General features: G+C 54.5%; 12 protein-coding genes. 8 read left to right on the forward strand and 4 right to left on the reverse strand.

Features of this window, described 5'->3' with window-relative positions; all coding sequences use genetic code 11:
• Window positions 1–760 precede the first annotated feature (760 nt).
• The 3 genes from dksA to ACO6S1_RS02180 all read left to right on the forward strand — a co-directional run bounded on the left by dksA (window position 761) and on the right by ACO6S1_RS02180 (window position 2,920).
• Entirely contained in the window at window positions 761–1,171 is a 411-nt protein-coding gene (dksA, locus tag ACO6S1_RS02170) for an RNA polymerase-binding protein DksA (RefSeq protein WP_422346273.1), read from the forward strand.
• A gap of 217 nt (window positions 1,172–1,388) precedes the next feature.
• A complete protein-coding gene (locus ACO6S1_RS02175) occupies window positions 1,389–1,799 on the forward strand; it encodes a PilZ domain-containing protein (RefSeq protein WP_422344725.1) in 411 nt (136 codons plus the stop codon).
• A gap of 80 nt (window positions 1,800–1,879) precedes the next feature.
• Entirely contained in the window at window positions 1,880–2,920 is a 1,041-nt protein-coding gene (locus ACO6S1_RS02180; RefSeq protein WP_422344726.1) for a CaiB/BaiF CoA transferase family protein, read from the forward strand.
• A gap of 34 nt (window positions 2,921–2,954) precedes the next feature.
• On the opposite strand, the gene ACO6S1_RS02185 is transcribed toward ACO6S1_RS02180, so the two are convergent.
• From ACO6S1_RS02185 to ACO6S1_RS02195, 3 genes are read right to left on the reverse strand one after another with little or no spacing between them, the layout of a single operon-like run.
• Complete coding sequence (locus tag ACO6S1_RS02185) at window positions 2,955–3,686, reverse strand: LytR/AlgR family response regulator transcription factor (protein ID WP_422344727.1); 732 nt, start codon at window positions 3,684–3,686, stop codon at window positions 2,955–2,957.
• A 6-nt stretch (window positions 3,687–3,692) separates the two neighbouring features.
• Complete coding sequence (locus ACO6S1_RS02190) at window positions 3,693–4,853, reverse strand: sensor histidine kinase (RefSeq protein ID WP_422344728.1); 1,161 nt, start codon at window positions 4,851–4,853, stop codon at window positions 3,693–3,695.
• Between the two features lie 6 nt (window positions 4,854–4,859).
• Window positions 4,860–6,107, reverse strand: a complete 1,248-nt coding sequence (locus ACO6S1_RS02195) for a DUF2891 domain-containing protein (protein WP_422344729.1) — start codon at window positions 6,105–6,107, stop codon at window positions 4,860–4,862.
• 84 nt (window positions 6,108–6,191) lie between these two features.
• On the opposite strand from ACO6S1_RS02195, the gene ACO6S1_RS02200 reads away from it, so the two are divergent.
• From ACO6S1_RS02200 to ACO6S1_RS02220, 5 genes are all read left to right on the forward strand, one after another.
• Window positions 6,192–7,577, forward strand: coding sequence for an MATE family efflux transporter (locus ACO6S1_RS02200; RefSeq protein WP_422344730.1), 1,386 nt, complete (start codon window positions 6,192–6,194; stop codon window positions 7,575–7,577).
• Window positions 7,578–7,800: 223 nt separating this feature from the next.
• Window positions 7,801–9,180 (forward strand): cell wall hydrolase, encoded by a 1,380-nt coding sequence (locus ACO6S1_RS02205; RefSeq protein ID WP_422344731.1) that lies wholly within the window; start codon window positions 7,801–7,803, stop codon window positions 9,178–9,180.
• Window positions 9,181–9,300: 120 nt separating this feature from the next.
• Window positions 9,301–10,674: a class II 3-deoxy-7-phosphoheptulonate synthase gene (locus tag ACO6S1_RS02210; protein ID WP_422344732.1), complete on the forward strand. Its 1,374-nt coding sequence runs from the start codon at window positions 9,301–9,303 to the stop codon at window positions 10,672–10,674.
• Window positions 10,675–10,677: 3 nt separating this feature from the next.
• Complete coding sequence (locus ACO6S1_RS02215; RefSeq protein ID WP_422344733.1) at window positions 10,678–10,914, forward strand: hypothetical protein; 237 nt, start codon at window positions 10,678–10,680, stop codon at window positions 10,912–10,914.
• Window positions 10,915–11,009: 95 nt separating this feature from the next.
• Window positions 11,010–11,555, forward strand: a complete 546-nt coding sequence (locus ACO6S1_RS02220; RefSeq protein WP_422344734.1) for a hypothetical protein — start codon at window positions 11,010–11,012, stop codon at window positions 11,553–11,555.
• 9 nt (window positions 11,556–11,564) lie between these two features.
• Here ACO6S1_RS02220 and ACO6S1_RS02225 read toward each other — a convergent pair whose 3' ends face one another.
• The gene (locus ACO6S1_RS02225) at window positions 11,565–13,850 is read right to left on the reverse strand and encodes a CHASE2 domain-containing protein (protein ID WP_422344735.1); all 2,286 of its coding nucleotides are present in this window, start codon (window positions 13,848–13,850) and stop codon (window positions 11,565–11,567) included.
• Between the last annotated feature and the right edge of the window lie 46 nt (window positions 13,851–13,896).

Raw genomic sequence — 13,896 nt, forward strand, 5'->3', positions numbered from 1 at the left:
CTGTGCGATGGTCACAACGGTTGGTGCACAGGCAGTCACGGTTTTGGTGACTGTCCGCCGCGTACGTTTAACCTTGCGTGCCGATTGGCCCCGCTTAAGGACGCGCGCACGCACTTTCTTTTTCTTATCGACCTTTTTGATATAAGGGGCCGCGGGCGCTTCCGAAACATGCACTGCACCGCCACCAATTAATGCCCCGCCGCAAGTGCAGGCGCATAATTTTGCTAAAGCCATCCGTACCGACATAGTATCTACTCTCTTCCGCTTTGGATCCGAATTCTGCAGATTTGCAATAATATGCAAACGAAGCATAATCGGTCCGACAACCCATAAAAGCGCAGATGGGGGGAGCGACCACAATTGCGTTAACCTTGTTTCGATCGCAAAAAATGCAAAAACTCTTATCAAGCTCTCTCCAAGCAGAGTTAATGTCCCGAATTGATACTATTTACGGCTGACATCTTTCCTTCACCCAAGAAAAACCGAGCTAAAATGAGGCTTTACCAAAGATGTGAGATTGCGGGCACTTTGTTGATTAGACCGCGATAGAGGCGATTCTATTCCCAATCAGAGGCTGAATGGCACAAATTTCTGTGCCACAGCATATTGCATCTTGTCTCAAACGAAAGCCGAGTTTATAGGCCCGCTTGATAGCCGTCCCTTCGCCAACCCATATCGGGTTGGGGGCAGATGTTGGAGAGTATATTTGGCTTCCTCAGCGAAAAATTCATCCGGTTCCGATAGCGGTTCCAAAGGCGAAATAGTGCTGGAAGAGGGTTATCGCCCTAGCGCCGACGAAGAATTCATGAATGAGCGGCAGCTTGCCTATTTCAAACGCGCTTTGGAAAAGTGGAAGCAGGATATCATAGAAGAATCCAAGGAAACCCTTGCACATTTGCAGGATGGTCCGATTCAGGAAGCCGATCTTAACGACCGCGCGTCCAGCGAGACCGATTGGGGTCTGGAACTGCGCACACGCGACCGGCAACGCAAGCTGACATCCAAAATAGATGCAGCCTTGCGGCGGATCGAAGAAGGCGAATATGGTTACTGTCAGGTTACCGGCGAGCCGATTTCGCTGGAACGGCTGGAAGCGCGTCCGATCGCAACCATGAGTGTCGAGGCGCAGGAAGCCCATGAACGCAACGAGAAAATCTCTCGCGATCAATAGGATATTGGCTAACCGACGCCAAAATCCGATCCTGCTACCGACTTTTTCTGATTGTTTTTAACGCAAGCGGCGGAACGCCGTGCATTGGCCGCCTGCCAGTGTCTTTATATGGAACAACGCGGCCCATAATCTCCGGCGGATATTAACCAATTTTCCATCATTTCAAGCTTATTACCCGGTCTAAGCAAGATTATTTTACAACTACCGCGGGAAGCACATGAGAGAACCTTTTGACGATAAGCTGGGCAAAAACGGTCAAAACAGCGGCCTTCCCAAGCGCGAGCTCGACCGGGACAGCATGTTTCTCAAAGCAATATTGCGTTTTGTCGATGGTGAAGATTGTGGCGAGGTGCGGATTCGCAACCTGTCCGCTGGCGGTTTGATGGCTGAAGCACCTGTCATTACCAAACGGGGTGATCGCGTAGAATTGGAATTACGCAATATTGGCCGGGTTACCGGCTATGTTGCATGGGTCGCGCAGGGCCGTCTGGGCATTGCCTTTGACCATCCGATTGACCCGAAACTAGCCCGCAAACCAGTCGGGCAGTCGAAAATAGAATTGCCTCACTATCTGAAGAAGCATGGCTCCAAAAGCCAGCCACTCCGGCATGGTCAGCGCCCCCGTTAAGAGCCTGTTATAAATCTGCTTGATTAGAATCCCGCCGCTGCATAGGACCGTTTAATCATTTGATTAAACAGGAGCAGGACATGGCTGGGCCATTGGCAGGAATTAACATCGTCGAGTTTGCAGGCATTGGACCCGGACCTTTTTGCGGCATGATGCTGGCGGACCAGGGCGCGACAGTAACGGTTTTACACCGCCCGGGTGGCGCACCGGACGGCCGTCTTGCACTCTCCCGCTCCCGTAAGCTTGTTGAAGTTGATCTGAAATCAGAAGCAGGCATCCAGCAAGCCCGCGAACTGGTCAAACAGGCTGACGGGCTGATCGAAGGCTTTCGTCCGGGTGTAATGGAGCGATTGGGACTGGGGCCGGATGTTCTTTTGGACGACAATCCCAAGCTGGTTTACGGGCGGATGACGGGCTGGGGCCAATATGGCTCTCTTGCCCACGCAGCCGGTCATGACATCAACTATATCTCCATTTCAGGCGCGCTCCACGCTTTTGGCCGAGCCGGTGAGAAGCCGACTCCTCCGATCAATATGGTCGGTGATTTTGGCGGCGGCGGTATGATGCTGGCGCTCGGCATGGTCTCAGCGCTCTTGCATGCCAAAACAGGCGGCGAAGGACAGGTTGTCGATTGTGCGATGACCGATGGTTCGGCGGCGCTAATGGCGATGATTTTCGACTTTCACAATGTCGGTCAATGGCGCGATGAACGCGGTGTCAACTTGCTTGATACCGGGGCGCATTTCTATGACAGCTACGAGACGGCAGATGGCAAATATGTCTCGATCGGCTCGATCGAACCCCAATTTTATGCGCAATTGCGCCAAGTCGCCGGATTGACAGACGATGCCGATTTTGACGCGCAGATGAACCCGAAATCATGGGGACCTCTGAAAGAGAAACTAACCAACCTGTTCAAGACCAAAACACGCGATGAGTGGTGCGCCCTGATGGAAGGCACCGATATATGCTTCGCCCCTGTTCTGTCGCTCGCCGAGGCAAAACAGCACCCTCATAATGTCGAACGGGAGACATTTGTCGATGTCGGCGGCTATCTTCAACCCGCGCCGGCACCGCGCTATTCGGTGACCAAATCCGACAAACCCAAACCGCCCGCATGAACCGATCAACGTCGATTGCCAGCGATCGGCTCGTCTAGTGAGCGAGCGCGCTCATTGCTGCTTTGACAAAGCTGGGGCCGATAGTCAGTTCCGTTCCGTCTTTCATGACAATGAATCTGCGACGCCCCTTGCGGCGAATATCACGGACAAAGCTGCGGTTCACTGCGGCTGAGCGATGAATGCGAATAAACAGCCCGCCTGGCAAGCGTTGCAACAGCGATTGCATCGCTTCGTGCACCAGATAATTGCGATCTGACATACATAACCGCATGTAATCACGATCGGCGGCAATCCATCCAATATCCGCGCTGCGGATTTGGACCGCGCCTTCGCCATCCTGAACCCAAAGCCAATGATCGCCAGTTTTTGACGGACCGCTGGCCGTCATCTTCCGCTTTTCCAGAACGCGCTCTACCGCCTCCCGGAGCAGCTCTTCCTTCACCGGTTTCAGCAGATAATCCGTTGCATTTAACCGAAAGGCATCGATGGCATATCGATCATGCGCGGTGGTGAATATTATCTCGGGCGCATCCGCAAACTCCTTACACAACTTTGCGACCTCCATCCCCGACAAGTCAGGCATATCGATATCCAGCAGCATGATCTGCGGACAATCTTGCGCAACCAGATCCAAGGCCTCGCGTCCACCGCTTGCCATTTTGACATGGTTTATCCCTGTCATTCGCTTGCATAGCGACTTGATACGACTCCGCGCCAACGGTTCATCATCAACAATCAATATATCAAGCTTTGGACCGGGCTTCATCTATGGTTACAAACAATAGTTTCGGAAAATCTGTTCTTCATCGGGAATGATGATCGTCGCCACCACTCGATCATCGTCTTCATTGCCAGCAATCAAGGCCGCCGCCGGACCATAAAGGGCAACCAACCGTTCTTTTATATTGGCCAGCCCGGTTCCGGTCCCGGTGGTTTTGTCCCGCGCTGCTTGCAGCCGCCCATCGTTGGCGACTGTCAGTTTCAGGCGGTCATTATCTTTTTCTGCGGAAATATTGATGGTGACCGGTTTGCAGGAACGGGCGACACCATGTTTGATCGCATTCTCGACCAGCGGCTGGATAATCAAGGCCGGAATTTTCCAGTGACGCACAGCATCATCAATATGCACTTCGAATGACAGGCGCTTGGGAAAACGAACCTGTTCAATTTCAAGATAGCGGACCTGCTGGGCAATCTCCTGTTCGACCGTAATCATATCGCCTTCATCGTCAATCAGAACCGAGCGCATATAGTCCGCCAGCCCGTCCACAAGATTTTCGGCCTGCCCGTTTTTCTTGTCGATGATCAAACTGCTGACCGAGTTCAGGGCATTGAAAACGAAATGGGGATTGAGTTGATAACGCAGAGCGCGCATTTCGCTCTCACGGGTTGCTTTTTCCAGATTACGGCTGTGGATCAATGCGACCTGCGTCTTCCGGCTATTGGCCATGGCCAGATAAAGCCCGCCCCAGCCGACAAGTATGAGATAATCCACAAAAGCCGTATCGAAAAAATGCGAAAGGGCCATATTTATCGGGACATTATGGACAGCGCTAATATGTTCCAGAACCGGCGTTGGAAAGGCCATTACAAAATCGGTCAAATAGGAGACTGCGAGAGCCAGAAAAACCGTCGGAATCGTTAAAATGAAGACCGCGCGGGCGGTGCGATCACCCATTAGTATCAGACAGCGATAGAGGGCCCAGGTCACGGTGACCGAGATGGCCGCCTTGATCAGATAGGTTACCAGAGAATGGCTGTGATCCGGCGCGCCCCAAAGCACTGCACGCAGCGCGTTGACTAGAAAATAGGCGGTCCACACGCCGAAAATGCTTTTCATAGCAAGGTCAATATTGGCCGGAAATATGCGGTGCCAAAAGGGCGACACTTTCGGAGACAGATTATCGATTATCGGAATTGGCTGCGTTGCCATCACCTTCTACTCCGCACCAGTTTCTGATGCTATGGCATCTTTTTGGTTTTCGTTGTCGCCCCCTGCTCGATCCCGACTCAGCCCCCTTTCGGTTCGCCAATAGGTGGCAAAGCTGGCCAGCCAGTGACTACCGGCATAATGCGGCGTGCGAACCGATTCCTCCCCGGCATCGCCGTGCAGTTTTGCCGCCGCGAACAGCGCAGCTTTTCGGGCATCTCCTTCCGGCAGGGCCGTTGCTATGCCTTCCAGCGCCCAGGCACGCGACAGGTTCACGCCATCAAGATGAACCAGCTTGCCATCGGTCGGATCATTGACAATCCCGACCGCCAACCAGTCGGCACTGCCATCGGTGGGAATGTCCGGCAGGAAACCGCTAAGCCAATCGGCAAATTCGGTCTCGGACAATATCCGCCGCATCAGATCAGCTTCCATTAGGCAGGGCGAGAGGAAATCCTCACCGGACGGTTCATAGGCGATTGGACAATCGCGATCCCCCTGATGGAAGGCGAGGCTTTTATCCGAGATCAGGCTTTCCATCTGATCATCACCGCTAATCCTGGCCCAATCGAGAAACAGACCAAAGGCAAAGGCGGACTGGTTATGCGTTCCCAATCGAATGGGATAGGCAAGCTTTGGCACCCATGTCCTGATCCGTTCGATAATGACCGATTCCAGAGGCTTCAACCGATCCAGCCAGATCTGCGCCTGCTGCGCTTTGGCACCCTCACCTCCGGCAATTTCGGTCAGTTCTGCAGTCAGTTGCAAAAACCAGGCGAGCCCATAAGGCCGTTCAAACGAAGCGCGGCCTTCGCCATTGAAATAGGCCACTTCCCCGGCAATTTTTTCGGCAGTAAAATTGGTGGATAAGGCAGCGGCAATTTCATCTTCCATTTCCGGAATTGCGCCATTGCCCCAAAGCCGGGTCAACAGCCAGTGCCCATGCACTGCGCTATGCCAGTCAAAACAGCCATAGAAAACCGGGGTCAGGCGAACCGGCTCCTGCACATCGCTGGCGCTGGACATGACATGGCTGATTTTATTGGGATATTGCTTGTTGACGCAATCGAGCGCGATCCGGGCATAAGCATGTTCCGGCTTGCGCGGAGATTGCGCGTTGTCGGCAGGATCAGGCGCGACATTTTTGCGTTCGAAATATCCTTGCTCGGACGTGTCCCGCTGTCCGTCATCTTCCTTGACCGAACAGGATGATAGTATAGCGGCCGACACAATCAACGCGCAAAAACGAACAAGCATATTTTGCTCCCCAAAAAGCTTTTCTAGCATAGAGGGGAATTGACGGGATAGCAAAACGCTATAGGGCAATTATACGATAGATTTTTGCCGATTCCGGCCAACATATTCATTTTTCAGGATCATATTATCGCCAGTCAGCCCGCAATATTTCTTACCGGCAATCCGATGCGGCATATTACGGTTATGACTTTGACGGCAAGCATCGGTTTGCTGACAATGTTCATCGTCGATTTTGTTGATTTACTATATATTGCGCAATTGGGTGACAGCGCGCTGACCGCCGCGATGGGCTTTGCCGCTACCATTTTGTTTTTCGGCACGGCGTTCAACATCGGCCTGATGATTGCCGCTAGCGCTCTGGCGGCGCGCAAAATCGGTCAGGGCGATGCGGAATATGCGCGCCGCTATCTGACCAATATCCTGGCGCTGAGCATGATGCTGATCATCCCGCTGGCGATCATATTCTTTATCTTCGCTCCCCAAATACTGGATCTTGCAGGCGCGAAAGGGACCGCAAAAGAAGCTGCGACAGGCTATATTCGCATCGTCGCCCCGTTCATGCCGTTCAGCGTCACCGCGATGGTCTGTTCTGGGTTCCTGCGCGCCCATGGCGCTGCGCGGCGGGCGATGAACGTGACGCTCAGCATGGGAATTGCCAACGCGATTCTGGACCCGATCTTCATCTTTGGCTTTGGTCTGGGAATAAACGGCGCAGCGATGGCGACCGCTTGCGCCGCGATTGTCTCTTCGATTTTGGCGGTAGCCCCGATCATCAAACATTATGGCGGTTTTCAGGCATTCGCGTCGGTACCGTTCAAAGAGGATTTGAAGCCGGTCACGGCAATCCTGTTGCCCGCGATCATGACCAATGTTGCCACGCCGGTTGGCGGTTTTATCTCCTATCGCTTTATCGCCAGCTATCCCGATGATGTCATCGCCGGATTTGCAGTGATGGGGCGTGTCGTACCGGTTGCCTTTTGCTTGCTCTTTTCGCTGTCGGGCGCCGTTGGGCCGATTATCGGACAGAATTTCGGTGCACTGAAATTTGACCGCATCCGCCTCACCATCAAGCAAGCCATGGGTTTTGCGCTAGGCTATACGCTGCTCATCTGGCCGCTGTTGTTCTTGCTCCAAGGTCCGATCAGCGACCTTTTCAATTTGCAGGGTGAAGGCCGCGATGTCTTTTGGCTGTTTGCTGCCTTTCTAACGCCATTATTCTTTTTCAACGGCATGTTGTTCATCGCCAATGCCGCATGCAATAATCTGGAGCGTCCAGCCTGGTCGATGATCATGAACTGGCTGCGAAACACATTGGGAATATTACCCTTTCTATGGATTGGCGGAGCGCTTTACGGGCTGCCGGGTATTGTCATAGGCCCCGCCATCGGCGGCGTACTATTTGGCATTATCGGCTATGCGATTGCCCGCCATCTGGTCAATATTCAGGAAGCGAATCACCAAAAGCACTGATCGGCCAAGCGCACTTCGCTTGTTCAACCGGTTCATTTTGTCACAGATTTCGCACGCATCCCGCTTTCTCCGCAGAATTGCAGCGTTAACCATTTAAGGACTGGGCGCGCCGCGTCCCATCTTGAAACAGCCTGTTTTTGGTTCACGAAAACCGACGCAAAAGGCTGTATTTCCGGTCCCGTCAGCCCAGTCGGGGCTCTTGCAGGTGTTTCGGAAAATCTCAGTGCGCGTTCCTCCTCCCTATGTGCCTAAGCTCGGCAGTCACGATTCGGCCCTCGCCGGGCCGGCAGGATATGTGTTTTCGCCATCTCCGCAAACGGGACCAACGCCGGCTGCGCCTGATCACAAAAGCGCGCCAGGTGTGGCGCGTGCGGAAACTTCCCTTCCTTCAACAGCCGAGGTTGAAGCGCCTGCTTCCAGGCTGAAGTCATCCTCGCACCTGCCTGGCTGGCTGATGCTGAATGTTCGCGAACGGATATTGCTGGGACTTCTGGTCTTAAGTCTGATCATGGTGCCAGCAACCATGCCGCGGGCCAGTCTCGATGCGCAGCAATATAATCCCAGCGATCCTGACCTGCAGCCGGTCGAGCGGGCAGAGGAAAATTTTGCCGGGTCGGCTTTCTATTTCATCGATCCCGGTTACGCGATTCCGCAAAATTACGGCGAACTGGCTATCGATCCGCTTGCCGAGACCGGCGGTGATGATTTGGGCGACCTGCTGACCAGCAGTGGTGGCGCCGGAATCGCCAGCCGCGATCAAACCGCATCGGTTCATCTGATTCGCCCTGTCGCGTTCCGTGCTTCACTGACCGACAATAGCCGCGCTCTGCAGTGCCTGACCTCGGCCATCTATTACGAAGCTGGACTGGAGCCTGACGCCGGGCAACGCGCCGTCGCACAGGTCGTTCTGAACCGCGTCCGCCATCCCAGCTATCCGCGCACCGTCTGCGGCGTGGTTTTCCAGGGTAGCGAGCGGAGCACCGGATGCCAGTTTTCCTATACCTGTGACGGGTCGTTGCGCCGGTCGCCGTCCAAATTTCACTGGAACCGGGCCAGAAAGGTTGCCGCCTTGGCTCTGTCCGGGAAGATTGCTTCGCCAGTCGGTACCGCGACGCACTATCACACCACCGAAATTTATCCTTACTGGGCGCCAAGCCTAAGATTCCTGGGCACCATAGGTGCGCACCGCTTTTACAGCTGGAAGGGCAGTGCTGGTCGGGCCGCAGCCTTTAGCCAGAAATATAGCGGCGGCGAACCCCTGCCCGCACCCAAACCGCGTAAATATGATTCGCCGCCTGCTTCTTCGCTCGACCCGATTGCTTTGGAAAAGGCCTATGAGGCGGGCCGCCGCAAAGCGCAGGAAGAAGCGGCAAGATCAGAAAAGGCGGCTGCTCTTGCCGCCGATAACGCCCGGCGACACAGCCTGTCAGCACCTGATTTCGCAAATGACAAGCCGAAAACCTATCAGACGCCACGTTACAGCAAGGAAGCCATTGAAAAAGGCGGTGAGGAAGCCTTTGCCGGCCAGAAATTGCCAAATGTCAGCCAAATCAAGTCAGAATATCGTAATGCGGGTACCTGGAAAACAAAACCGGGTAGCTAGGCTGTGGGGTGCAGTGGATGGATAGTTTCGGGCGCAACCAAACCGCGCTTTTGCTTGCCATTGCCCTTGAAACGAGCCTAAAGCCACTCGATTTTAAGTGAAAGATATTGGAGTGCGCTTATGGCGACGAATTGGACGCCAAACGGTTGGAGAAGTTTTGAAGGGCTGCAAATGCCTGACTATCCCGATGCTGCGAAGCTTGCGGATACAGAGCAGCTACTCGGCAGCTATCCGCCGCTGGTCTTTGCCGGTGAAGCACGCAGCCTGAAAAAAGATCTTGCCGAAGTTGCACAGGGCAAGGCCTTCTTGCTTCAAGGCGGTGATTGCGCGGAAAGTTTCGCAGAATTTCACCCCAATAATATTCGCGATACGTTTCGGGTCATTCTGCAAATGGCGGTGGTGCTTACCTATGCATCGAAAATGCCGGTCGTGAAGCTGGGCCGCATGGCCGGACAATTTGCCAAGCCGCGCTCTGCCCCGACCGAAACGCAAGATGGCGTGGAAATGCCCAGCTATCGCGGTGATATTATCAACGGCATTGAATTTGAAGCCGGTCGCCGTCAACCCGATCCGGACCGGATGGTTCGCGCCTATAATCAGGCGGCTGCCACTCTCAACTTGCTGCGCGCCTTTTCAACAGGCGGCTATGCCAATCTGCAACAGGTGCACGGCTGGACCCATGACTTTATGACACGCAGCCCTTGGGCAAAAAAATATGAAGAAATGGCAGACCGGATCGGCGAAGCGCTGTCCTTCATGGAAGCATGCGGCATCAATCCTGACACCGTGCCTCAGCTCAAGGCGACGTCTTTCTACACCAGCCATGAGGCGCTTTTGCTTCCCTATGAAGAAGCCCTGACACGGCAGGATAGTCTGACCGGTGACTGGTATGATACCAGCGCCCACTTCCTGTGGATCGGCGACCGCACCCGCTTTGAAGGCTCTGCCCATGTCGAATTTCTGCGCGGCATCGGTAATCCGATTGGCATGAAATGCGGTCCGTCATTGGAAGCCGACGATCTGCTGAAAATGCTCGATACGCTGAACCCGGCCCGCGAAGCCGGGCGGATCACGCTAATCTCGCGCTTTGGTCATGACAAGGTGGAAAGTGGCCTCGCACCCCTCGTTCGTGCAGTGAAGCAGGAAGGTCATCCGGTCATCTGGTCCTGTGACCCCATGCACGGCAATGTCATCAAGGCGGATAGCGGGTACAAAACCCGTCCGTTCGAACGCATTCTCGCCGAGGTTCGCGGCTTTTTTGCTGTCCACCGCGCAGAAGGCACTTTTGCTGGCGGCATCCATTGCGAGATGACGGGGCAGAATGTTACCGAGTGCACCGGCGGCGCTGTCGCGATAACCGATGCTGCTCTGGGTGATCGTTATCATACCCATTGCGATCCGCGGTTGAACGCGGCCCAGTCTCTGGAACTGGCGTTTCTGCTGGCGGAAATGCTCAATCAGGAATTATCAGACCGCGCGCGTGAGGCTGCATAACCGATGGCAGAGAAAATCAAGCCGGAACGGATGCGGCCAGAGGACTATGCACAAGGAGGATCACCGATGAGTCGCGGAGCCACTTATGTTCGCAAGGAAATTGTCAGCAAGGGCGTCGGCTTTGGCAGCGCGCTGGCCATTGCGATCAGTTTCACCACGCACAAGTCGATTATCTGGGCGATTATCCACGGCTTCTTCTCCTGGTTCTATGTCATCTATTTCGCGTTGACCCGCTCATAAGCCAGAACCCGGCTGGCTCGGGCGCGCCTATTATCGTGACAATTCAATCGGATCATATTATTGATAAGTCATCACGAACGAGCTGAAGGACTGCTATGCGCCGCCTTGCACTGTTGATGATATTGGCAATGACCGCCAGTTGCGGTGGACCGATCGAGACCCGCATCCAGACCGAGGCCGCGCTGCCTTTACCAGCGCAGAAACAATATAGCTTTACCGTCAAACCGGAACAGGAAGGCTCGGTCTATCAAACTGCGCGGCAATTGGTCGCTGCGGCACTGACCGAAAAGCAGTTTACGGCTGTCGATGAAGCACCCGTTCGCGTGCATATTGCCCTGGCCAATCGGCCTGCGTCCATTGCCCTCACCACCGGCGAAAAGGATGATGTGCGTGTCATTGCTTCGCCAAAGGAACGCAAACCGTTTCAATCCTGCGACGATGTCGAACATCGTTTCACGCTGACAATGGTCGATTCTGCAAATGGTGCAACGCTCTATTCCGGCACGGCGGCGGAATATCATTGCAAAGGATCGCTGGAACAATCGCTGCCTTATCTTATCGATGCCGCTTTGTTAGATTTGGGCAATGGATCAAACCCGGCGGTGAACCGGAAAACGCGCACCCGAACCGGCATCGAATAGGATGGCAGGCTAAATCGGTTCCTCGGGATCCGGTGCCAGCGGCAGCAATACGGTAAAGCGCGCGCCGCCATTTCTGATATTTTCCGCACGGATCGATCCGCCATGCCGCTCCATGACCGCGGCGACAAAATTCAAGCCCAGTCCGGCGCCCCTGATTGACCCTTTGGAATCATGATCGTCGCTGGCAAATCGTTCAAACAGCTGGTCCAGCATATCTTCCGCGATACCCTTGCCCTGATCCGTGATCGCCACAGACACATAGGGCTGCTTGTCGAGCGCTATCATGCGCAGTTCGATCGCTATCTGGCTGTTATCAGGACTATATTTAATAGCATTATCGATCAGGTTGGCAAAGGAACGATAAAGGCTCGACGGCTCCCCGATGATGAAGGCACCATCGGTTTGATCCTTGACCACGGACTTGATCCCGCGCTGTTTCGCCAGCGGCCAGAGGCTATCATTGGCTTCGATCACCAGATCGGAAAGCAATATTTCCTCACCGGAAAATTCACTCGATTTTATCCGCGCGAGACCGACGAAATTATCGGCTAATGCCAGCGTCCGCCGGGCATGGCTTTCGATGCGTTTATTGTCATCCGTGGCGTCCTGACCATCCAGCAAGGCCAAAATCGCAGCCTGCGGTGATCGCATATCATGGGACAGAAGCTGCAGGACTTCCTCCCGTTCCTGCGCTGCGTTGGCGACTTCGGTAATGTCCGCCAGATAGTGAATGTGACCACGAAGTTCGCCCTCATCAGACAACACTCTGGCTCTTCGCATGGCGAAAACCTCGTCATTGCGCGAAGTGAAGTCGACATAGTCATGCTCACGCAATTTCTGGTCGAGCGCGAGATAGTTTTTCACGTCCTCCAAATCTTCCGGCGCGACAAAACGATCCAACATGTCATCCAGCGCCAAATCCTGAGCGCCATCTTCAACACCGGTCTGCGCCAGCTTGTTGACGAATTTCACTTTGCCGTCGAGATCGGTAATGAACATCGGATCGGGCAGGTTCGTTAGCGCATCGGAAATAAACCGTCGCAAATCGCGCACATGTTTAATGGCATGGGCCAGTTCTTCCGCCTGTTCGGTGACCAGATCAACCGGCCCCAGTGGTGTCTCCAGGACTGGAATATCGGGTGCCTCGGACCGATAGCTTTTGAGTTCTTCATCCATGAAATCGCTCGTCGCCTGCAGACGTCGCCAGCCCCAGACCGGGTAAACGAGCGCCAGCCCGGCCAATGCCGCGCCTGGTGCGAACCATGTTTGGAGGGAGAGCAAAATCGCGCTGCCTCCCAATATTAGCACGACCAGGCCGAGCGAGACAAAAATTGTCGTGCGCGGGCGCCAGCGCCAAAATCCAATCAATAATATCCAAGCGGGAATGAGCGACAGCAATATCTGTAGGGGGAGTGACACCGGCACGACAAAGCGATCCGCCGATATATCACTCAGCAAATTTGCCATGATCTCAACACCTGCCATGGTACCGCCATCACCAAGCGGGACCGGATGCTGATCTCCTAGTCCTTGCGCGGTCGCCCCGACCAAAATGATTTTGTCCTGCAGAAATGCGGCCGGGATCTCTCCGTTCACAACCGCCGCATGGGAAATTTGTGAGAATGCGCCGCGCCTAGCATAGGGCATGAGCAACGGCTTCTGACAGTCGTCCCGGCGCGTGAAAGCAGCGGAACTCTTGCCATGCACGCTCCGATAGATTTGCTCCATCAGATGCGGCCAAACCGTCTCGTCAGTCGCTCCGGGATCCGCCTTGCCCCGAAAGCAAAGCGACGTCCGGCGGACCACTCCGTCCCGATCGAACAATAAGCTGACATGACCCATGCCGCTCGCGGCGCGCTTCAGCTGTGCGACCGGCTCTTTGACATCAAAGGCGGCGCCATTGGTACCGGGAACGACAAAATGCAGCGGCAGAAAAAGATTTTTATTCGTTGCCGCCGCGGCGGCAAGAGCGGAGTCTGCCTCGGCATCGCCTGGCTCGCTTAACAAGATATCGAAAGCAATCGCTTTGGGTTCGGCATCGGCCAGTATCGCCAATAGATCGGCATGGCGGGTCCGTGACCAGGGCCATTTTCCAAAGGCGGCCAGACTGTCTTCATCCACGGCGATGATGAGAATATCGTCCATTGCCTCTGGCCGGTCATAGTCCGAGAGCCTGTCATAAAGCAGGTTATCAAAGCCCGAGAGACTGTTCCAATAGATCAGTCCAGCAACGATCAAGGATGCTGCCAATGCGACGCCAGCCCATTCAATCCCCAGGCGCCGGCGTAGTTTCATTGGTCGTCAGCTCTCCCTATAGCGGCCATGGCACGCCTCTCGGTGC

The organism is Parasphingorhabdus sp., assembly GCF_965233695.1.
Taxonomy (GTDB): Bacteria; Pseudomonadota; Alphaproteobacteria; order Sphingomonadales; family Sphingomonadaceae; genus Parasphingorhabdus.

What these genes read in the sequence shown, in the direction of transcription:
- ACO6S1_RS02175 (WP_422344725.1), top strand. Translation starts at nt 1,389, where the DNA reads ATGAGAGAACCTTTTGACGATAAGCTGGGCAAAAACGGTCAAAACAGC.
- ACO6S1_RS02180 (WP_422344726.1), top strand. Translation starts at nt 1,880, where the DNA reads ATGGCTGGGCCATTGGCAGGAATTAACATCGTCGAGTTTGCAGGCATT.
- ACO6S1_RS02185 (WP_422344727.1), bottom strand. Translation starts at nt 3,686, where the DNA reads ATGAAGCCCGGTCCAAAGCTTGATATATTGATTGTTGATGATGAACCG.
- ACO6S1_RS02190 (WP_422344728.1), bottom strand. Translation starts at nt 4,853, where the DNA reads ATGGCAACGCAGCCAATTCCGATAATCGATAATCTGTCTCCGAAAGTG.
- ACO6S1_RS02195 (WP_422344729.1), bottom strand. Translation starts at nt 6,107, where the DNA reads ATGCTTGTTCGTTTTTGCGCGTTGATTGTGTCGGCCGCTATACTATCA.
- ACO6S1_RS02210 (WP_422344732.1), top strand. Translation starts at nt 9,301, where the DNA reads ATGGCGACGAATTGGACGCCAAACGGTTGGAGAAGTTTTGAAGGGCTG.
- ACO6S1_RS02215 (WP_422344733.1), top strand. Translation starts at nt 10,678, where the DNA reads ATGGCAGAGAAAATCAAGCCGGAACGGATGCGGCCAGAGGACTATGCA.
- ACO6S1_RS02220 (WP_422344734.1), top strand. Translation starts at nt 11,010, where the DNA reads ATGCGCCGCCTTGCACTGTTGATGATATTGGCAATGACCGCCAGTTGC.
- ACO6S1_RS02225 (WP_422344735.1), bottom strand. Translation starts at nt 13,850, where the DNA reads ATGAAACTACGCCGGCGCCTGGGGATTGAATGGGCTGGCGTCGCATTG.